This window comes from Rhodopseudomonas sp. BAL398 (genome assembly GCF_033001325.1).
Classification (GTDB): Bacteria; Pseudomonadota; Alphaproteobacteria; order Rhizobiales; family Xanthobacteraceae; genus JARJEH01.
The window spans coordinates 3,672,605-3,691,339 of record NZ_CP133111.1 but is presented as its reverse complement, the minus strand read 5'-3'; the positions used below and the strand labels follow the sequence as shown (position 1 = coordinate 3,691,339).

Annotated in this window: 20 protein-coding genes and 1 pseudogene; 7 read left to right on the top strand and 14 right to left on the bottom strand. The window is 59.4% G+C overall.

Translation table 11 applies throughout. From position 1 onward, the window contains the following. Window positions 1–1,193 precede the first annotated feature (1,193 nt). The 13 genes from RBJ75_RS17450 to RBJ75_RS17390 form a co-directional block, all read right to left on the bottom strand. Window positions 1,194–1,751 carry a hypothetical protein gene (locus RBJ75_RS17450; protein WP_276156515.1) on the bottom strand — a complete coding sequence of 186 codons (558 nt, stop codon included), beginning with the start codon at window positions 1,749–1,751 and terminating at the stop codon, window positions 1,194–1,196. Between the two features lies 1 nt (window position 1,752). Continuing rightward, a complete protein-coding gene (locus RBJ75_RS17445) occupies window positions 1,753–2,460 on the bottom strand; it encodes a TIGR04255 family protein (protein WP_160297901.1) in 708 nt (235 codons plus the stop codon). Window positions 2,461–2,716: 256 nt separating this feature from the next. Continuing rightward, a complete protein-coding gene (locus RBJ75_RS17440; RefSeq protein WP_152647573.1) occupies window positions 2,717–3,145 on the bottom strand; it encodes a hypothetical protein in 429 nt (142 codons plus the stop codon). Between the two features lie 21 nt (window positions 3,146–3,166). Continuing rightward, on the bottom strand, window positions 3,167–3,319 hold the full coding sequence (locus RBJ75_RS17435) for a hypothetical protein (RefSeq protein WP_160297900.1): 153 nt from the start codon (window positions 3,317–3,319) through the stop codon (window positions 3,167–3,169). 305 nt (window positions 3,320–3,624) lie between these two features. Then, a complete protein-coding gene (locus tag RBJ75_RS17430; protein ID WP_152647572.1) occupies window positions 3,625–3,807 on the bottom strand; it encodes a hypothetical protein in 183 nt (60 codons plus the stop codon). Window positions 3,808–4,464: 657 nt separating this feature from the next. Continuing rightward, complete coding sequence (locus RBJ75_RS17425; RefSeq protein WP_052628788.1) at window positions 4,465–5,925, bottom strand: DUF5906 domain-containing protein; 1,461 nt, start codon at window positions 5,923–5,925, stop codon at window positions 4,465–4,467. Continuing rightward, complete coding sequence (locus RBJ75_RS17420; protein WP_044405151.1) at window positions 5,918–6,946, bottom strand: DNA-primase RepB domain-containing protein; 1,029 nt, start codon at window positions 6,944–6,946, stop codon at window positions 5,918–5,920. Before RBJ75_RS17420 ends, RBJ75_RS17425 begins: the two co-directional genes overlap by 8 nt. 94 nt (window positions 6,947–7,040) lie before the next feature. Continuing rightward, window positions 7,041–7,253, bottom strand: coding sequence for a hypothetical protein (locus RBJ75_RS17415; RefSeq protein WP_044405149.1), 213 nt, complete (start codon window positions 7,251–7,253; stop codon window positions 7,041–7,043). A 63-nt stretch (window positions 7,254–7,316) separates the two neighbouring features. Then, window positions 7,317–7,505: a hypothetical protein gene (locus RBJ75_RS17410; protein WP_044405146.1), complete on the bottom strand. Its 189-nt coding sequence runs from the start codon at window positions 7,503–7,505 to the stop codon at window positions 7,317–7,319. A gap of 2 nt (window positions 7,506–7,507) precedes the next feature. Then, window positions 7,508–7,705: a hypothetical protein gene (locus RBJ75_RS17405; RefSeq protein ID WP_044405143.1), complete on the bottom strand. Its 198-nt coding sequence runs from the start codon at window positions 7,703–7,705 to the stop codon at window positions 7,508–7,510. A 637-nt stretch (window positions 7,706–8,342) separates the two neighbouring features. Beyond that, the gene (locus tag RBJ75_RS17400) at window positions 8,343–9,428 is read right to left on the bottom strand and encodes a hypothetical protein (protein WP_044405138.1); all 1,086 of its coding nucleotides are present in this window, start codon (window positions 9,426–9,428) and stop codon (window positions 8,343–8,345) included. 77 nt (window positions 9,429–9,505) lie between these two features. Then, window positions 9,506–9,886 carry a hypothetical protein gene (locus RBJ75_RS17395; RefSeq protein WP_044405135.1) on the bottom strand — a complete coding sequence of 127 codons (381 nt, stop codon included), beginning with the start codon at window positions 9,884–9,886 and terminating at the stop codon, window positions 9,506–9,508. Window positions 9,887–10,631: 745 nt separating this feature from the next. Continuing rightward, window positions 10,632–11,870, bottom strand: coding sequence for a tyrosine-type recombinase/integrase (locus tag RBJ75_RS17390; RefSeq protein ID WP_044405132.1), 1,239 nt, complete (start codon window positions 11,868–11,870; stop codon window positions 10,632–10,634). Between the two features lie 446 nt (window positions 11,871–12,316). Between RBJ75_RS17390 and RBJ75_RS17385 the strand changes: the two genes are divergently transcribed. Next, a complete protein-coding gene (locus RBJ75_RS17385) occupies window positions 12,317–12,439 on the top strand; it encodes a hypothetical protein (protein WP_276156518.1) in 123 nt (40 codons plus the stop codon). Next, window positions 12,436–12,565: pseudogene (locus RBJ75_RS29505) on the top strand (IS3 family transposase); the annotation flags it as partial. The gene RBJ75_RS17385 and the pseudogene RBJ75_RS29505, both read left to right, overlap by 4 nt. Window positions 12,566–12,568: 3 nt before the next feature. On the opposite strand, the gene RBJ75_RS17380 reads toward RBJ75_RS29505, so the two are convergent. After that, window positions 12,569–13,036, bottom strand: a complete 468-nt coding sequence (locus RBJ75_RS17380) for a MarR family winged helix-turn-helix transcriptional regulator (RefSeq protein WP_044405129.1) — start codon at window positions 13,034–13,036, stop codon at window positions 12,569–12,571. A gap of 385 nt (window positions 13,037–13,421) precedes the next feature. Here RBJ75_RS17380 and RBJ75_RS17375 point away from each other — a divergent pair, with 385 nt between their 5' ends. Genes RBJ75_RS17375 through RBJ75_RS17355 form a run of 5 tightly spaced genes read left to right on the top strand, consistent with a single transcriptional unit; the run spans window position 13,422 to window position 18,726 of the window. Next, window positions 13,422–15,662: a xanthine dehydrogenase family protein molybdopterin-binding subunit gene (locus RBJ75_RS17375; protein ID WP_080900835.1), complete on the top strand. Its 2,241-nt coding sequence runs from the start codon at window positions 13,422–13,424 to the stop codon at window positions 15,660–15,662. 4 nt (window positions 15,663–15,666) lie between these two features. Next, window positions 15,667–16,116, top strand: coding sequence for a CoxG family protein (locus RBJ75_RS17370; RefSeq protein ID WP_044405126.1), 450 nt, complete (start codon window positions 15,667–15,669; stop codon window positions 16,114–16,116). 2 nt (window positions 16,117–16,118) lie between these two features. Then, window positions 16,119–16,988, top strand: a complete 870-nt coding sequence (locus RBJ75_RS17365; protein ID WP_044405123.1) for an FAD binding domain-containing protein — start codon at window positions 16,119–16,121, stop codon at window positions 16,986–16,988. Next, window positions 16,985–17,473, top strand: a complete 489-nt coding sequence (locus RBJ75_RS17360) for a (2Fe-2S)-binding protein (RefSeq protein WP_080900834.1) — start codon at window positions 16,985–16,987, stop codon at window positions 17,471–17,473. The genes RBJ75_RS17365 and RBJ75_RS17360 overlap by 4 nt, the downstream gene beginning before the upstream one ends. 38 nt (window positions 17,474–17,511) lie before the next feature. Beyond that, the gene (locus RBJ75_RS17355; protein WP_080900833.1) at window positions 17,512–18,726 is read left to right on the top strand and encodes an FAD-dependent monooxygenase; all 1,215 of its coding nucleotides are present in this window, start codon (window positions 17,512–17,514) and stop codon (window positions 18,724–18,726) included. Window positions 18,727–18,735: the final 9 nt, after the last annotated feature.

Here is an 18,735-nt window from a genome sequence, read left to right as displayed (position 1 = left end):
CGTCCAGCGCCCCGGCCCGGCGGCGGGACAATGCAGCGGCCGATCCGAATCAATGCGCTGACGGCCACGGCTCGAAGCCGGCGGGACGCTTGACCGGGCTGGCGCTCAGATGCGCAGGGGAACCCGTACAACGCCCCCGCCCGGCGGCGGCACAAATGTAGCGGCCGACCCAAATCAATGCGCTGAGGGCCGCAGCTCGAAGTCGGGCAGGTCAGGCCGGGTGCCATTCCAACGAAAGTGCTCGGCGGGCGAGGCTGGTGGCGGTCGGCCATGCGGTCGTCCGGACAACCACCGCCCGATCTTTTCGAGCATCGCAGGGGCATTGCTCATCAATAAGCGTGCAGGGGTTCTGGCAGCGGCGGGAATCGCCGTGCCGCCGGTTTTGATCTGAGCCACGATGCTATTCGCCGAACATGGCGGCATGACTGCGCTATTCGACAGGCGCGACAAGGCCACACAGCGCACTAGCTACTAATAGCCTGGTCCAACGCCCATCGTCGGATTTTTGACCCGCGTATTTCTCGAAAGCTCATCTTTGAACGTGGCCACTAAGCGGCGCAGAACGGATATCTATGGGGCCCTGCACGCCCGCGAACGCGCTAGCTATTTCACAAGGTGCGCCAATCGACCACCTCTGAATTTCGTGGCTTCGGTAAAGCCATTTCCTATCTGATCAATAATCTCTTTCAGTCGGGCTCGTTGGCGCCTCTTCAGATCAGTCTTTGAGCCACCGGGAAATAGACTCTCCAAGCTTGGAGCCATTAAGTCGCAGTGATTGGGCTTCTCAGGCAACCCAGTATCATAGATGCAGCAAAGTCGCTGGCCGCCACGATAACGGACTGCGGATGCTTTGAACGACATTACTCCATCGAGGGAGCGACTTTTGCTACTCCAACGGGGTCTAAGTTCGGACACCGTGATTTCAAACTCAACGTCTGCAGCGCCGTCGCGCAAGACGCTTAATCCCTCGGTATCTACGGACGTCAGAAAAGTGGGATTCAGATGGCCATTTTCCGTGCGTCCTTCTGGTGTCGGGACCAAATAGTGAAGCGTCTCTTCATCCTCGACAATACCTGGCGAGTGATCCGAAACTGAATGAGCTTCGCATCCGCAAGTTTGTTCAACACACTGATTTATGCGACGCACTCGCCCTGCTTCAGGCAAAAGCGCGAGGCGACATGCATCGTAACTCATCAAGTAATCATCAATATCTCAGAAGCGAGCTTCTCAAGGTTGAAGCCATCAATCGCAACATCGTCACGAAAATCTTCATCGCCATTCTTGACCGAATACCACGATATAAAGCCGGGTCGATCTATGGTGAGGTGCAGGTAGAATTCATCGTTATACGAAGAAAAACTAGGGCGCCCCTCGGTGTCGACGGAAAAGGCTGGTCGCTTGGATGTGGGGACATAAGAAAACGCCTGTGCAAGAGTTTCGGCAGTATCAAGCGCTTCCTTGTTGGGAGCTTCCGTCGAAAAGCTTCCGGCCCATCCATCAGTTAGATTTCTGTGAGCGGCGATGGCGCTTAACGTCTCAAGCGTCCACGCGTCGACAGACGGAATCAAAAAAGCACTATTGATCCACCCGCCGTTGGTAGTAACGCTGACTCGAACCTCACCCAATTTCGGAAAATAGTTACTCAAACGACCCAGGTTATTAGAGCTACTTTGCACAATAGCCGGCGGATTGAGATAAACCTGATCCTGCAAATAGCTCAGTGTCGCTGTTGTATCTAAAATTGGAAACATGTCAGCCTCCCGTCTCAAGCCCAATTCGCCGGCACATGTCCGAGCAAATCAGCCCCTTGAACATTTCATTCAATTCAGCATGTAAGAGGTCTAACCGACTGGTTACAGGTTTGCTTTCAAAGAAGTCCTGCTGCCCGCGAACTGCTGACATCTGATCCCTTGCCATTGTGTAAATTCCGACACTTGGCCTTGAGACCCCCGTTGCTTCCGCTAGCCCCACAACATCTACATTAACGTTCCACAGCCGTCGACTATGCTCAGCATCCTCAAACCAGCCGATGTGGCTATGCCACTCTTTGCGGGCCGCGACAGCTTTCGGAGAAATCAACGGAGATGAAGGCTTCAGCAATTGGGCAACGTCAAAATCATCCCAATCGCCCGTCCAGATGAAACGATCCCAATACTCAAGTTGCACCGATGAAATGGAAACTAAGGTCTCGTATTGTTCAATTGCATACGAGGCAACCTTGTCGAATTGCGACTTAAACTGTCCCCATCTTACATATTGCTGAGTAGCCCAAGTTATTGCATTGGGCATCAAAGCGAGTTGCTGTCGGTTGTCGGACGACACAAAATTCGCCGGGCCGCCTTTTTCCAGAGGCGTGATTTTTCCACTGAGCGCGTCGACCTGAAAGCCAATCGGTTGCCGCCCTTCTTGCAATCCCAACCCAGCCACCTTAGGCGTCGCATCGGCCACGATACGCTTCATGGCCTTTTCCGGCACCTCACTGTTGAAGGCAACCGTGACGCTGCACCGCTCAATAGCGTGCGCCGGGAATATGGGTCTAAAATCAGCCATTGCCACCAGAAGTTTACTGGAAAGGGGTTAAATGACTTTTTCGCCTTGCGGTCAATCGGCACTCTGGTCTTTTCGAATCGATAGCATGGACGGGGTGTTGTGGGGGCGGCGTCTTTTATTCAACAATATCATAGACATGCTGGCCTGAAACCTTGTTTCGCCTACGTCACAGTTCACTGTCCTGAAAATGGCTGGCGTAGTGTCGGCCCTCGGGATCTGCCATCGTGTCGTAATATTTCAAGTCAAATGGGATTCCTTCAGCTTCGTCCTGGCGGCGCTGGCGCAAAATGTAGCCGTCGATCAAGCGTTGGCGGCGAGATGGAATGTTGGCGGGTGACTGAGCCGCGCGCCAGTCCTTAATGCGTTGAGCCACCCGCTCCTTAGAGCAGATCGCGCCGCAGGTGATCGCACGAGCATTTTGCGGAAACGGTTTGGAGCATATTACGCAAGTCAACATCTTGACCGGCGCTGCTTTACGCTTGTTCGCGACAGCTTGAGCGTGGAGTCGCTTCGAGCATGCCGGGCCGCACGCCTTTTGGCCGCCGGTCCGAGGCATGTTCGTCGCTGAACAGACTACGCAGATACGCGGCTTCATCGTCTTGGTACCAAGCTGTGATCAGGCGGCGGCGCGTTTGCGTCTTCGCTTGCTGCGCTCGGCAGCAATGCCGATATCGATCAACCTGCGCACGGTCGGCGCGCGATTGCCCGGCGCGGGACCTGCCAGATAGTTGATGTATTTGAAATGCTCACGAGATAGCAGCACGGTCATGTAGCCGGCGCCTTCGGACTTGAACAGTCGCGGACGTGCCATGGGATTCGCTCCAATTGATCTGGACGGACTCTGGCAACGCGGCTCCCGATGTACAAGAAACACTTAGGCTCGGCAGCGGATGATAGCGATCGGTAGCGACGGTCGGCAGTGGTCCATCATCTGCGATCGGTGGCGTCGGTGGGTGGCAGCGCTCGGCGGGGGCGGCGGCGATTGGCGGCGCCGCCGGTGATCGACAGCGTCGACCGCCAGCGACGGTCGGCAGTGCCCGGCGGTCAGGTGATGAGCGGCAGCGGCAGCGATGATCAGCGGCGGTCCATGATCTGCGATCGGTGGTCGGCGGCGCTCAGCGCTCGGCGGTCGTCCTGGTAACCCACAGCGTCGACCACCAGCGGCGCCGCCGGTGATGGCAGGCGGCGCTCAGCAAGCGGCAGCGACGGTCGGCGGTGATCGTCCTCTGTCTCGGCGGAGCCGAGACTACGTCGCATGCGCTATTTGACAAGGCCGGCGATGAAAGAATTATTTTCTTTCACGACAGGTAGAGAAAATAATTTCGTTCACCATCCGCACGACACCTGCGCCCCGTTCTTGCCCCCATAGCGCCTACGCCGCCGGAAGGACCCGCAATTATTTTTTAACCATCTTCATCGAAATTATTTTCTCTTTGGCCGTTAGGCCTAACGAATCCGCATTTAGATGCATCTGCATTGACTTGCCGTAGATAGATGCACCTGCATGTAATCCATTGAGTCTATTAATGTAGTTACATTAAAGGGTTGTGCCAAAGAATGGAATCGCGCGGGTGGTCCGATGCGTGATCGGTCGATAGTGGCGACCATATGATCGAGGGCTGTCACTCTTGTCACCCGATGTCACCATGTCGGGTGACATCAAAAAAGCCTGCTATTGTTGATCTTCTTAGCTCTTTGTCACCCTGTCACCCTATTATATATAGAGAGAGATAGAATAGACCCCTGCTTTATCCAGCCCCCGCAAAAGTAGGGGTCCCGCTGGCAAGAGTTGGAGCCCCCGAATCGGGTGACAGGGTGACAAACATCGCACTTGTGCCATGGTACCAAGGGTTTCTCGCATTCTGACATGGTGACACCCGGCGCCTATCAGAGTGACAGGGTGACAATCTCGCTCTATTCGTCGTCACCATCCGGCATGTAATGCGCTGTTTTCTTCATAGCGACCCCGACCAATCGCGCCTTGATCCGCTTGCCTTCCCCAGCCTTGGGGGTCAGTGGATCATGCCACCGCACCTGATTTCGTGCATAGCGCACGCCACGATGTTGCAGCGATGCGAGCACGTCATTTTTGAAGTCTTCCCGGTTGCGTCTTTCATTCGGGCTTAGACCCTCTGCCATGACCCACGACCCATAGGCGGCGAACGCCATTTCGAGCGGGACCATGTCCGTTGATCTGCCGGTGACGTTCAGACACTCGCGCGCAAAGCGCAGCTCGGGGGACTGTGCCCCCGCAAGATCCGCTTGCGCAGCCTTGCCCAAAGCGCCGATCGTGAACTCATTCTGCTTGCGCAGGCGCCGCAGCCCCTCAATGGCCCAATTGGCTATGCCGGGCAGCTCTGCCGCCAGCTTCGTCTTAAGGGCGGTGTCTTCAACCCCCTGGAACGACGTTTGGAATAGGAACTGCAATTCTCGGATCGCAAAGGCGGACCCCGAGTCGATAAACTTGGGATGTCTGTTCGCGAGGATCGTGATCTTCGCCGGAATGCGAACGCTGGTCAGCATTGCCTTATTCTTCCGGTTCACTGAGATTCGGTCGTTTCCAGTGATGCTCTTGATCCGCTCCAAAGCCGCACCGCGCCGGTGGCGATCGGTGTCGGCAGCATCCGGAATGATTAGTAGCCGCTTGTCGATCATGTCCTGTAGGCCGAAGTCGCCGGCAAGGTCATTGAGCATGATCGACGCGACATGGTTAGAGCCTGTTAGCGACTCCAGGACGCCTTTCACGGTGCCCTTGCCGCCCCGGCTCGCACCGATGAAAGCGGCCATCTTCTCGAAACGGGTATCAGGCGTGAGTGTGTACCCGAACCACTCCTGCAAGGTCGGATGAAACGACGGGTCCAGCCATTGGTCGAGCTTCGACTCCCACAGTGGACATCTGGCATCTGGGTCGTAGTCCCACTCGGGAACCGCAGTGGCGAAGTAGTCACCATTGAGTGGAATCAATCCACCCGTCGCAACATTGATCAACCCGTTCCGTGCCAGGACCAAATCGTTTGGCGACGGCGCATCGTCGAAATCCACCAGCCATTCGAACGGCCGGGCGGTGACGATATTCGCGATGCTGATTTCGTCCAGCATCGCCCGCATTGCGCCGGATGAAATCCCATGCGATGGGTCAGTCCGGCGAATCTCCGCGCGCAGGTGGTCGGGATCAATGAGCGTCCAGACCCCACCGGGAGCGAGCGAATAGAAGTCCTTGTCCGAACAGATCAAGCTGAACGGCCGGTCCTTCAAGAAAATATGAGCGTTCTGCGAAGGCGTGTTCTTGCCCTGGTAAAAGATCTCCCAAGGCCAACTCGGCGCGTCAAAATCATATTCCGAGTCGCCCTCGTAGTTGCGATAGGTGCTACTCATTGTCGAAATCCCTCAGAGCGTCATTGAAGAGTGCAAAGCGGACGGCGCCGGGGATTCTGTTCTCCGTGCATAATCGCTTGAGCGTTCCTATGGTCAGCCCGCCATCCCGCTCGGCGTGGAAGGAGTCCCATCGCATCCGATTCCGGGCGTCGTCGTCATCATCATATGCCGAGTCCTGCATACAGAATTTAAAGAACAACTCGGCGACCGCTTCGTTGCCATTGCAAGCCGAATGCAGCGCCATGGCGAAGCGCTGCCACGCGGCGTTGCCGGCAATGGCCTCGACCGGGTAATGCTCGAACAGCAATGCCGCGCGCTTCGCGTCGATCAGGCCGACGCCGCTATCACCAATTCCAATCCGGCGTTTGGGCAGCGGCGGCAAGATCACGTCGAAATCGTCCAAGGTGAATGGTGCGGCGAAGTGATCAATCCAGACGATCCGCGACCTGAACGGTTTGGCCTTCTGATGAACGAAGCCGGGGAGCCGCAGCACGCGCGCCCGGTCGGATACGTTGGGGTCGCCGCCGTAAAGCATCGCGAGGCGCTTGGCCATACGGGCGGCTTCGTCAAATGCCGTCGTGGGTTCAATCATGAACAGCGCTTGAAAGCGGCCCGGGGAGGATTCTATCAAGACATGCGGGCGAAGGCCGCCATCCCAATCGGCCGGCGGTCTGGTGGTGTCCAGATCAAGAGGCAAGGCGCGGACGGCGACGATATTGTTGTTCTTGACGCCTGCCCCATCGCTCGGATTCGATGAGTAGAAGATCCCGAAGCCCTGCCGATTGCGTTGTTGTAGAATGTCGTTGCGCTCAGCGAAGGCGCCCCGGTATTTCATCCGGGGGAGCCGTCCGCCGTCGCGGAAGACGGCGCTTAGCCGTTCCCTGCACGGCTTCGACTCAGCGAAGACGCGAAAATCCATGACGGCGTCGGCCTGTCCGCCGACAAGCTCAATCAATCGGATAGCGTCGTCGGGGTCGAACCATTGACGGTTGCGCGGCGTGGTAGTAAGTACCTGCTTCATCGGTGCAGAATCCTCTCTGCGCTGTTATTGCCGCCGTTCACGTTGCAGCGTGGCGGCGGTTTCTTTTTGCGGATGCTGCTGTGGTGGACTCCTGTTACTTGGTGCAACGCGCGATGGACGCTGCCTTGCGACCTTTCGCCCATCGCACTAGCTCGGCGCGAACGTAGAAGTTCTGGAACCCGATCTTGAACGGTTTGGGCGCATTGGGATCTCGCCGCATTTGCATCCTGAAGGAGTCGAGAGAAAGCCCCGTCACTTCCGGACCTTGGGTTGTCGGCACAACGTCAGCCAGCTTGAGCGTGCTCATGGGGTTACCTTTCTATATGGGATTCATCGTTTCATACATTCCGGACAAAGACCAAGTAACGCTTCAGTCCGTCGCCTTCCCAGTTTTCGCCTTCACGCGCTCCAGCTCGGTAGCGGTCATAGGGCAATCGCTGTAGTCCAGCGTTGCCGGCCCGGTGACTGTCCTAAGTGCAATGGCTTCAACCTCGGCGATGAAGCCGGCGATCTGATCTGGCTCAAGGCCCCGGATGACTAAATGCAGGCGGCGGGTCATTTTCACGTACTCTCGAACAGCTCGGCGGCCGTAGCGTCAAGTTCGGCGGCGGACGGCTCAGGGATCAGGGGCCACAGATCGTCCGCGGCGACAGCGACCGCCAGGCGAGTGAAATACAGCGACGGGAATCCAGCGTAGTAACCCTCGGCAAATCTGATCTCGTGCGCGTATCGCGCGATTATATCGCAATCGTTCTGCATGGGGGTCCCCCTATCGGTTGATCGGTCGTCAGCGCGGCCGTCGGGGGTCACGGCCGCGCTAACGGTCGTTGTTAGTTATGTCTGTGTACGCGCCGGATTGTTCCAGCGGGCGTAGATCGCCGTGATCGCCGTCGGGTCCAGAGTCGCCGGTTTCGCTTGGGCCTGTGCCGAGCCACGCGATCGGCCGCTGGCTGCGGCCTCGTGCAACGCGGCCGTGCATGCGGCCACCTTTGCCGACGGAACGTCAATCGCCCGGCCGGACTGCGCGCCGTAATCGCGGCAGATCTGAGCCGCGACGTGTGCCCCTTGCCCGACACGAGCGGCACGGAATGCAAGCTGTATGGGTGAAAGGACGGGAAGGTCGTCATCTCGATCGTTTAGGTCACTCATCTGATACAGTCCTTCGGTTGATAGGTGGTAGTAAAGCAATAGGGCCGCCGATTCGAATACGTTTTACACCTCGGGCATCGCAGCCCATTTCGATCTTCGATCAGCAGCCCCATCACCCGCACTTTGGGTAAGTTCCACAAAACCCCAGTGCTTCCACCGTCGCCAAGGATTCGAAACGGCGGTGGCATTCGTTTGCCAGCGGCGAGAGAAAATGGATCTAAACTTTCGCCGCCAGTATCGAGCTGGTTCACACCGGCTCAATCGGATGATACTCGTCGACGATCTGGCGTGATTTGCCTGTCGGGCGCGCCACCCTCGGCAACTCTTTGAAGCCGATGATTGCCAACGGGTCCATATCAGTCGGATAGCGCACGGCTGCGCCGTCGGCCTCTGCAGTTGCCGCGAAGGCGCCGGCTTCGTACTGCAACTCGAAGATCTCGGCTTCGAGAGCGGCGATTGCAGCGTTGCGTTTGGCCGCCGGCATCGCTTTGGATTCGTCGAATTTGGCTTTGATCTGGTCGTGGATATAGGCGCGGATCTGGTCGTGAAAGACGTGCCTAATCAGCGCGTCAGTGTCCGGCGCGTCGGCGAAGTCGATACCGTCGAACACGCGAAGTGTTGGCCATTTAATTTCGCCGAACGAGAAGACCTTCAAATTTTGATCGAGCCCCTGCGTCCAGCCGCGCGCCCGCATGTTGAACAGCGCGGCGACGTTGGGCGACTCCCTTTTGGCACGTTGGCGCTCAAGGTCAGCGTCGGCGCCCGACAGCAATTCGGCAAGGGTCGGCGTCGTCGCGCGAAGATCAGCAATCTTGGCGCGGCGATTCTCGATCGCGCTGATCCGCTTGTCGAGTTCGGCAATCGGGGTCGATCCCGCCGGCACGGTCACTTCGTTCTGATGGGCGATCAAGTCGCCCGTCGCCTTGTCGATCGCCGACAGCACGCGGCGGAGTGGTGAAACGAAGGCGACTTTGTTCGCGGCTTGCAGCCTCGCGATCTCGGCGTCCAACGTCTTCACCTTCGCCGTCTCGGCGGCAATCTCGGCATCGATGTCGGGCGTCGATTTTCCGCCCGGCACAATATGCCGCTGCAAGTACGCTATACGTTGGATGGACTCACCGCGAGGGACCTTGAGCTCAGCGATGCGCTCTTGGTTCATATTGCGCTTGCCTTCGGCGGCTGCGTCCGTATCGCCCCACCGTTGCAGGCGCAGAGCTAATCCCGGCACCTGGGCAATGTTGGCTTCGACCTTGCGCTGCAGAGCGTCTGGGTCGACGATACCGGGAATCGCCGGCACGATGTAGTTCGGCGTGTCGAAATCGATTTCGGTCATGGGTGGTCTCCGGTTCGTTGGGTGTTCGTCTTGACCCGAGAGCTACCGACAAATTCGACGGCTGCCAGCCACACAATTCAATGTGTGGTACCAACAATCGTAGGTGTGGCACCGGAAAGACACAGCAGCCGTCCAGCGCGTTCGTCGGCTGTCATCGCGTCAAACATGGCTTCAGCGCGATTGTTCACCTCGGCGCCCGCGGAGCCTTGCACGATTTTCATCAGGGTGGATTTTGAGTACTTATATTTGGCCTGAAGGTGGTCGATCGAATCTTTGACGGACAGCCCAGCGGCCTTAAGCAGGAGTCGATCACGCTTGACCGCGGCGTAGTTATCCAGGTGGCTGCGCGGCGGGAATAGGCTTTCGATTAGGTGCCGCCACGGCTCAATCGATTCGTCCTCCTCGAATGCCGCCGCCATAGCGTGTAGTTCGTTGGCGATTTCCGCGCGATCGGTCATGACGGCCGCCCCGCTATCGGACGCAATACGATCGGCGCACCGGGCGGTCCGGGAACGATCGCCATAGGCGCGGGCCGCTGCGCTATCAGTTGCTCGACAGCTTGGCGCCGAGCGATCTCCAATGCGACGCTCATGATTCCACCGCCTTGCGCGGCGCCTTTGGTGCTGAAGGGCGGGCCTCCAATTTCGCACGACAGTTGCGAATAGCCGTACCCGAAACAAGGTGGCGGCGGCCTATTCTGTAGCTAACAAGATCGCCAGCCCGTACGAGCTTAAGGCCCGTGTTGACACAAACGCCGAGTGCTTCGCACGCTGCTTTAAACGGAAAGCCGCGATCTTCATAAGGGATTTCGTCGGACATGGTTCAGGCTCAAGTTCAAGCGACCACGCATCCGATTCGCGGCGCCTAGTTTGAACTTGAGGTTTCGGGCCGCCGCTTTCTGAGCGACTCCCTCAGCGGGACTGCGGTCCCGACCCCTGAGCGTTGACGTCGCTTGCGCGGTCGTCGCAACCAACTGTGTTGCAGAGGCCTCTTTCCCCTGCTCGGCATTTGCCTTGCATCGCTCTTTCGAAGCGAAACGCCTCACGGCGCCGTTGGTACAAAGCCTTCATCAGCAGACATGGTAGCGCATCGGAAATACGCCATTCTGCATCGCCTGCCGACAACCGGGCATTGGTGCGGCCCGGCTCGCACAATATCGCACCGGGGCGCACCGAGTGCAAGGAACGCGAATTAATTTTTCAATTACAGCGTAACCCTACCGGCGAGATAGGACTCCCAATCGACCAAGAGCGCCCGGCGTTTGTCGAGTGCGGTCCCGCGTCGATAGGCGGCCTCGGCTTTATCGCCTTTGACGTGGGCAAGGCTGAACTCAATGGTTTCTTGGTCGTGCTTCGTTTGATCGCCCGCCCAATCTCTGAACGCGGACCGCATGCCATGAGTGGTGACGCCCGCCCTGATCCCCCGCAAGCATTGCAACAGCGCCATGTTGGAAAGGCCGCGTCCGCTCGCGCTGCTCTGGAATACGTAGTCTGTTGGCTTGGTCTTGCTGATCTTGCGGATGTCCTGAAGAATCTCAATCACGCGTTCGGTCAACGGGACTCGGTGTTCTTTCGACGCTTTCATGCGGTCGGCCGGGATGATCCAAAGTCGTTGCTTGACGTCGATTTCGGACCATGTTGCGCCGATGGTTTCGCCGGTTCGCGCTGCCGTCAGGATCGCAAATTCGAGCGCTCGCGCGCTAACGCTGGTCAACTTGCGCAGCTCAACCATGAATCCGGGCATGTCGGCATAGCCGAGCGCGGCGTGATTTTTCACATCCGACCCTTTGCGCGCGGAAAGCTTGAACTCCAAATGGTTGACCCACCGGGCCGGGTTGTCGCCGGTTCGCAGCCCGTCCACCGTTGCGGCGGACAGCACCTTTTCGAGCCGCGCACGGACGCGGCTGGCGGTTTCGGGAATCCGGGTCCAGATCGGTTCCAACACGCCGAGCACGGCGGCGGTGTCGATATCCTGAATGGCCGTCGTCCGGAGCGGGGCGCAATAGGTCGCCATGGTTGATTCCCATTGGCGGCGGTGAACCGGGTTGCCGAACTCTTCCGTTTTTCGGGCAACGAAGGCGTCGCAATAGCCGCCGAACGTCGTTGCCGCTGCGACTTCGGCCTTGACCACGGCGACGGCTGCAACCGCAGCGGCCCGTTTCTCAATCAGGGGGTCTTTGCCATCTTCGAGCAACCGGCGCGCCGCCTTGGCCCGGCGGCGGGCCTCCGCAAGGCTTACGCCTTCCTTGGCCCGGTATGGCGCACCACCGAGTCCTAGCTCAACCGTCTTGCCGGTCCCGGCCTTGTTCTTCAGGACGCGGCTTTTGTAGACGAAGGCCCATCGGCGCTCGCCTTTGCGGCCGACAACGAAATAGAGGTTACCGCCGTCGGCGTAGCGGCCGGGCCGCAGGTGGTCGTCTAGGTCTTCGGCTCTGAGGGGCATGGGTTTTCGAACTCCGAAGAGCGGTAGGGTTACGCTATTTAACCCTACCCCTAACCCTACCGCGACGTGCTGACTAGCCCTTATTCGCGGTGAGGCCCCATGAGCCTCAGTGAGTAGTTAATGCGAGCGGTGGCCCTGATAGCACTGCGGCCCAATGAGTTTTCGTGCGCTACTTTGCGCTTCGGTGCGGCGAACATCGGCGGGCACTCTCTCCGCCAGATTTCGGTGTTCCGTACCAACTTGCGATTTCGGGCAGGATCCGTCCGACCTCACTTATCGGCCCTGCCGAATGATATCGTTGGGCGGTGGCGGAGCCGACCGCACGCGCGCCCTCAACCAGCGCCGTAGCGGGCGGGGGCCTTTGCGGCGGTCATCGACGATTTCCTGGTAGGATCGGGTTGCGAACGCCAACGCAACCGAGGAGCGAGTGCCGGACATGATCCGGGATGACCAACGACATGATGAACCTGCGCTCGCGCGTGGAGAAGACCCCCGACGCCGATTTGCTGCGCGAGATGATCGGCTTTGCCGCCCAACAACCTCCCGAGTGTTTTTTCGCAGACTGCTGAGTCACCTGACGCCTGCGGCTTCTGCCGCCAACCTCACCGCAACCTGCGATCGGCTGCATAGGCCCGACCAGCTTCGCCGATCGCATGGCTTACACGGCGCCGAACGGCGTAACGTTCGCTCGTTAGGCGTCAGCGGTGGATAATCTTCTTTAGAATCTCAGTCAGAGTTCGATACTCCTGCGGAGTCAAAGGGGCGAACGTCTCGCTGGAAATATCTCCGATCGTGGCGATGGCCGCATCGGCAACCCGTCTGCCTTTGTCGGTCAAGTCGATTTCTCGTCGACGTGGATCCAGAGGATCCGGCGAGCTCTTGATGAGCCCGCGCGCCTTCAGCCGCGTAATCACGCCGGTGATCGTGGCGGAGTCGTAGTGGATCAGTCGCCCCAGATGATTTTGCGAGCACGGGCCCACTTCCCGCAGCTTCGCGAGTGTCGAGAACTGCGGCCCGGTCAAGTCCTCGATCATCTTTGCGGCGAAGATTGCCGTATGGGTGCGAAGCGCGACGCGTAGAAGGAAGCCCGGCGCGTCGTCAAGCGCGTATGACTCGACGGCTTGGTTCAATTTGGCTGCAGAGCGGGCCTTCGTTTTCGATTGCAAGGCTTAGGTTCCTTTACGTTCGTTGGCTTGGGCTGTCGGTGACAGCCTTCGCGCCGGACGGTCTCCACCAACCCACAGTCCAGAACGCCTGATCCGGCAGCCTTTGGTTGCGCGGTTGACGGAGGCGGCAACCAAACAGGCCATTTTCTCACGTCGGGGGCAATTCTGCATCAGTCCAAGCAGTGAGGCGGGAAATGTCCAGAGGCAAGCCCCCTTCGGTCCCGGCAGGGCTTCTGCACAAGATAAGATCAAGATCGTATGCAAGTGTAACGCTTGCATACGAGCAATAATTCCTCTACCTATCGAACCGTTCTTTCCACGGCGGTCGAGATGGGAAGCGCGCAGAGGTAGTCCAGGCAGGCGTATGTCGAACACGATAGAGAGCATGAGCTTCGTCCGCCCCGATCTCGTCGAGAAGGTCACGGGCCGAGCCGAATACGTCACCGATCTTGTTGTGCCGGGCATGCTGCACGGGTTCGTTGTCCGCTCGCCGGTGGTCCACGCGCGTATCGTCGCAATCGACACGTCGGCGGCTTGTTCGACCGAGGGCGTCGCGGATGTGCTCGTCGGTGCGGATGTTGCTTTGTTGGGCTGCTGGGGCGTGGTGCTGAAGGACCGCCCGATCCTTGCGGTCGATCGCGTTCGGTATGTGGGCGAACCCGTCGCGGTCGTGATCGCCGAGACGGCGGAGATTGCCGAGAATGCCGCCGAGCTGGTGGACGTGCAGTACGCTGAGCTGCCCCGTGCCGGGACCATCCGGGATGCCATGGCGGATGGCGCGCCGCTCATCCACGAACGCCACGAAAACCTCGAAGATTTCTACTTCAAGGGCGGCGCGAGGCCGACTCAGGGCACAAACGTCTTTCACACTTATCGGAACGATGTCGGCGATGTCGGTTCGGCCGAGGCCATTGCGGCCTATGTGCACGAAGACCACTTCACCTTCCCCGCCATTTCGCACTTCGCGTTGGAGCCCCATACGGTCATTGCGGACTTCAAGGGCGATGGGCTGACAATCTGGTCGGGCGCACAGACGCCAACCGCCGTTCAAAAAGTGCTGTCGAAACTCTTTGGCCTGCAATTGGCGAGGATTCGAGTAGTTGTTCCCTTCGTCGGCGGAGGATTCGGCGGCAAAGCATCGGTGAAGATCGAGCCGCTGGTGGCGGCCGCATCGTGGAAGGTGCGGCGACCGGTTCGCGTCGCCCAGTCCATTTCCGACTCGATGCTCACCTGCCGACGTCTGGGCGCCGAGATCACGATCCGAACCGCGGTGGATGGATTTGGGCGACTTCTCGCGAAGAGCGCCCGGTTGCTGCTCGATGGCGGAGCCTATTCCGACACGGGATCGGCGGTCGCGACCAAGTCGGCAAATCGGATCATCGGTCCGTATGCGATCCCAAATCTTCGCCTCGAAGCGTCGGCAGTCTACACCAACACCGTGCCTGGTTCCTCCTTCCGGTCAATCGGCGGTCCGCAAGCCGTGTGGGCGAACGAGTCCCACATGGACAACGTTGCCGCCGCGATCGGCATGGACCCGACCGAGTTCCGGCTGATCAATCTGGCGGGCCGCGGCCAGCGCACGCGGCCGGATCTGCGTCCGCTCGACATGGATATGCGAGAGCTGGTGGGGTGCGTCACCCGGTCGTCGGTGTTTGCGACGCAGGGGTCGAACAGAGCGGCGCGTGGTCTCGCCGTCGCGGCAACGGATCCGGCGAATACGCCGATCGCCAATGCGATCGTTCGCCTGAAGGTCGACGGTTCGGTTTCCGTATCCGTCTCCAGCATCGAAGTCGGGCAGGGTGCCCACGCGACCATGGCCAAGGTCGCGGCGCAGACGCTGAAGCAGCCGTTCTCCGCTGTCACGACCTTAGGGGTGGATACCGACGTGGCGCCATACGATTGGGGCACGGGCGCAAGCCGATCCACCGTGGTCGTGGGTCTCGCCGTCGAACGGGCAGCGCTTGACGCCGCCGATCAGATTTTCGGCATGGTCGCCGACGTCTGGGAATTGCCCAGAGATAGTCTTGCACTTGTCAAAGGCGGCGTATCGACGGGTTCGGAAGTCCTGACGTTTCGTCAGATCTTCCACCGCACCTTGGGAGTCGATTCTGGAGAGGTGGTCGGCCGCGGTGCCATCACGCCTCGATCAAACAACGGCGCCCTGGCTGAATCTCCGCTGTTCTGGGAGACCTCTGCTGGTCAGGCTGAAATCGTCGTCGACGAAGACACGGGTGAGATTCACGTAACGCGCTATGCCAGCGCGGCCGATGTCGGGCGAGTGATAAACCGGGTCGCCGCCGAAGGGCAGGACGAGGGCGCTGCTGCCATGGGGTTCGGGCACGCGCTGTTCGAAGAGCTGCAGTTCGAAGACGGCCAGCCCGTGAACGCCACTCCGATCGACTACACGATTCCGCGCATCTGTGACGTGCCGCCGGTGTTCGACACCATCCTGGTCGAGAACGGCGACGGACCCGGCCCGGGCGGCGCAAAGGGGATGGGCGAAGGCGCGATCCTGCCGGTTGCTCCCGCGATCGCCAACGCGCTGTTCGCAACCTACGGGATCCGCATCACCGATCTCCCGATGACGCCCGAAAAAGTGTGGCGCGCGCTGCAGAAGAGGAAGTGAGCTCATGGAATTCAACATGTCGATGGTCGTGCCAGCGAGCCCTGAAGAGTTATGGAAAACATTACTCGACGTTCCGAGCATTTCATCCTGCATCCCCGGCTGCGAAAACGTCGAGGAGATCGAACGGTTCGCGACCTACAAGGCGACCGTCAAACAGAAGATCGGCCCGTTCAAGGTCGAGGTGCCCGCCGATATCGTTGTTGAAGCAATGACCGCGCCGTCAAACGTGCGCATTCGCGCAACAGGTCGGGACAAATTCACTGGCACGCGACTGACCGCCAGCCTTGACGTCAATGTGACAGCCGAAGGATCGGACTCCACCTTGGCGGTGGAGGCCAAGGTCGACATCCAGGGGCGCCTCGCCAGCATGGGGCTGGGCGTGATCAAGCGCAGAGTTGATCAGAACTTTGAAGAGTTCGAGATCAAGCTCAAAAACCTGGTCGGCGCGGCCTAACCATGCTGCCCTTGCCCTTCACATTCGATAGACCCACGACCGCAGCCGCCGCCATAGCGGCCATCGGCGGTTCGGACGACGGAATGTTCTACTCCGGCGGCACCGAACTGCTCCTGGCGATGAAGATGCGCGTGATTCACACGGATCGCCTCGTCGATATCAAGGGAATTCCCGGGCTAGATCGCATCGTTCTGAACGGCTCGAACGAGGTCGAAATCGGTTCGCGCTGCGTCCACCGGATGATCGCCAAGGACCCCGTCATCGGCGAACATGTGCCGGCACTGTCTGCGCTCTGCGCCAATGTGGCGAATGTCCGGGTTCGCAGCGTCGGGACGATCGGTGGCAATCTCTGCTTCGGCGAGCCTCATGCGGACCCGCCGACCCTGCTCGCCGCGTTGAACGCAAGGTTGGTCCTGCAGGGACCCGATGGAACGCGCTCCGTCGATGTGGACGACTTCATCCGGAGTGAGCTCGAAACGGTGAGGGAGCCCGACGAACTGCTGACGACGATCGTGTTCCCGCGTCCGACTGGGCCTGTGACCTATCGGCGCTTCAAGCATGGCGAGCGGCCCTCGGTAAATGTCGGAATGGCCTGGTCGATGTCGGGTGATGGCATGATCAAGTCTGCTCGCGTTCGCGTCGGGGCGCTCGGTTCGCGCCCGCAACCGCTGAGGGCGGTCGAGGCTGCGCTCGCTGGGCGTGCGATCGCAGATGTTCGAACGGCCATCGAAGCGGTGCTCGTAGACGCGTTGAACGAGCTTGAGGTCAACGCCGATCGTCATGGAGGCGCGGACTACAAACGTCACCTTGCCGGCGTTCTTCTGCTCAGAAACGCTGAGGAGGCGATGACCTACAAGGAGGCCTCGCGGTGACGCATATACTGCCCATTTCGTTTTCGCTGAACGGTCAGGCGGTCTCGATTGAGATCTCCGCTCACACGCTCCTGATCGATCTGGTGCGCGACCAACTCGGTCTGAAAGGGACGAAACGCTCGTGCGACATGGAGGTCTGCGGTGCGTGTACCATGCTGCTCGACGGCCAGCCGGTCTCGAGCTGCACCACGCTCGCGGTCGATGTGCATCAGCACGAGGTTACGACCATCGAGGGGGTGACGCCGGCCGGCGGCCTGTCGCGGATCCAGAAAGCCTTCGTTTTGCATGGCGGTCTGCAGTGCGGCTTCTGCACGCCGGGCTTCATCATGGCGGTCACGGCGCTGCTGAACGAAAACCCGCACCCAACCGAAGACGAAATCCGCCATCACCTGCACGGAAATCTTTGTCGATGCACCGGGTACGTCAAGATAATCGAGGCTGTGAAAAGTCTCGCTGCGGAGCACGTCTCCGAAGATGCCGCCTAACCCCTCGTAAGAGATCGCTGCTTTCGTTTGGAGAAACCATGAGCATTGAACAAGTCAGTAAGTCGAGCATTCTCATCGCCGGCGCCGGAATCGGCGGCCTTGCGATGGCATTGTCTCTGCTGCGTCGTGGCATCGACTGCGATGTCTTCGAGCAGGCGTCCGAACTACGCGAGGTCGGCGCAGGTCTCTGGATCTCCATGAACGGCGTGCGCGTACTCAATGATCTCGGGTTGACCGAGCAGGTCGAGCAGAACTGCATCGCGGCCGAACGGCGCGATATTCGCCTGTGGAGCAATGGCGACAGTTGGCCCCTCTATAACCGCGCGACCGACGTTGCCGGGAACCAACCTTACCTTCTGCTCCGCGCACATCTTCTCAAGATCCTGACCGACGGCGTCCGAAGCTTGAAACCGGGGGCCATTCATCTGAACGCGCATGTTGTCGGGTTCAGCCAGACCGACGAGGCTGTTCGCGTAAAACTCGCCGACGGCACCGAGATCGACGGACGCGCCCTGATCGGAGCGGATGGGGCACACTCCAAGGTCCGGACGGGAATTGTAGGCCAAGTCGAGAGCAAATACACAAATGTGGTCGCTTGGCGAGGGCTGGTTCCGGTCAATCGACTAGCACCGCACCAGCGCGAGCATGTGGTGTCAACATGGATCGGACCGACTGCGCATGTCACGGCCTATCCTGTCCTCTGGCAAGATACGATGATGATGACCTTCTCCGGCCAGGTCGATCGCGCCGGGTGGCTGCTGGAATCGTGGTTCGAGAAAGGATCGGTCGAGGAATGTCTCGGTGATTTCGTCGGCTGGCATTCCGATATCATCGAGCTCGTCAAGAACGTTGAAACGTTGAATAAATGGGGGCTGTTCGTGCGGCCTCCGCTCAAGACCTGGTCGCAGGGCCGCGTCACCCTGCTTGGCGATGCCTGTCATTCTATGCCGCCTTACCTCGGTCAGGGCGTGAACATGGCTTTGGAGGACGCCGCCGTTCTGGCGCGCTGCTTTGAAGAGCGACCCGACGATTTGGCCAGAGCCTTCCAGGCGTATGAGGGGGTTCGGATCTATCGCACCGGTAAAGTAGTCGATTCCGCAATCGGCATGCTGCCCATCTTCCACAACCAAGCGCTCATCACGGCTGATACCGCGTGTGACTACATCAAGACCCAGTGGTCGCCCGAAGCTTCGAAGGCACGCTTCGATTGGATCTACCAGTACGACGCGACCACGGTGCCGCTTCACCAGTAGAAAGCCGGG

What these genes read in the sequence shown, in the direction of transcription:
- RBJ75_RS17440 (WP_152647573.1), bottom strand. Translation starts at nt 3,145, where the DNA reads ATGAAGCCGCGTATCTGCGTAGTCTGTTCAGCGACGAACATGCCTCGG.
- RBJ75_RS17370 (WP_044405126.1), top strand. Translation starts at nt 15,667, where the DNA reads ATGGAATTCAACATGTCGATGGTCGTGCCAGCGAGCCCTGAAGAGTTA.
- RBJ75_RS17420 (WP_044405151.1), bottom strand. Translation starts at nt 6,946, where the DNA reads ATGAAGCAGGTACTTACTACCACGCCGCGCAACCGTCAATGGTTCGAC.
- RBJ75_RS17395 (WP_044405135.1), bottom strand. Translation starts at nt 9,886, where the DNA reads ATGACCGATCGCGCGGAAATCGCCAACGAACTACACGCTATGGCGGCG.
- RBJ75_RS17405 (WP_044405143.1), bottom strand. Translation starts at nt 7,705, where the DNA reads ATGCAGAACGATTGCGATATAATCGCGCGATACGCGCACGAGATCAGA.
- RBJ75_RS17375 (WP_080900835.1), top strand. Translation starts at nt 13,422, where the DNA reads ATGAGCTTCGTCCGCCCCGATCTCGTCGAGAAGGTCACGGGCCGAGCC.
- RBJ75_RS17425 (WP_052628788.1), bottom strand. Translation starts at nt 5,925, where the DNA reads ATGAGTAGCACCTATCGCAACTACGAGGGCGACTCGGAATATGATTTT.
- RBJ75_RS17450 (WP_276156515.1), bottom strand. Translation starts at nt 1,751, where the DNA reads ATGTTTCCAATTTTAGATACAACAGCGACACTGAGCTATTTGCAGGAT.
- RBJ75_RS17390 (WP_044405132.1), bottom strand. Translation starts at nt 11,870, where the DNA reads ATGCCCCTCAGAGCCGAAGACCTAGACGACCACCTGCGGCCCGGCCGC.
- RBJ75_RS17400 (WP_044405138.1), bottom strand. Translation starts at nt 9,428, where the DNA reads ATGACCGAAATCGATTTCGACACGCCGAACTACATCGTGCCGGCGATT.
- RBJ75_RS17415 (WP_044405149.1), bottom strand. Translation starts at nt 7,253, where the DNA reads ATGAGCACGCTCAAGCTGGCTGACGTTGTGCCGACAACCCAAGGTCCG.
- RBJ75_RS17435 (WP_160297900.1), bottom strand. Translation starts at nt 3,319, where the DNA reads ATGACCGTGCTGCTATCTCGTGAGCATTTCAAATACATCAACTATCTG.
- RBJ75_RS17410 (WP_044405146.1), bottom strand. Translation starts at nt 7,505, where the DNA reads ATGACCCGCCGCCTGCATTTAGTCATCCGGGGCCTTGAGCCAGATCAG.
- RBJ75_RS17385 (WP_276156518.1), top strand. Translation starts at nt 12,317, where the DNA reads ATGACCAACGACATGATGAACCTGCGCTCGCGCGTGGAGAAGACCCCC.
- RBJ75_RS17430 (WP_152647572.1), bottom strand. Translation starts at nt 3,807, where the DNA reads ATGCGACGTAGTCTCGGCTCCGCCGAGACAGAGGACGATCACCGCCGA.
- RBJ75_RS17355 (WP_080900833.1), top strand. Translation starts at nt 17,512, where the DNA reads ATGAGCATTGAACAAGTCAGTAAGTCGAGCATTCTCATCGCCGGCGCC.
- RBJ75_RS17365 (WP_044405123.1), top strand. Translation starts at nt 16,119, where the DNA reads ATGCTGCCCTTGCCCTTCACATTCGATAGACCCACGACCGCAGCCGCC.
- RBJ75_RS17445 (WP_160297901.1), bottom strand. Translation starts at nt 2,460, where the DNA reads ATGAAGCGTATCGTGGCCGATGCGACGCCTAAGGTGGCTGGGTTGGGA.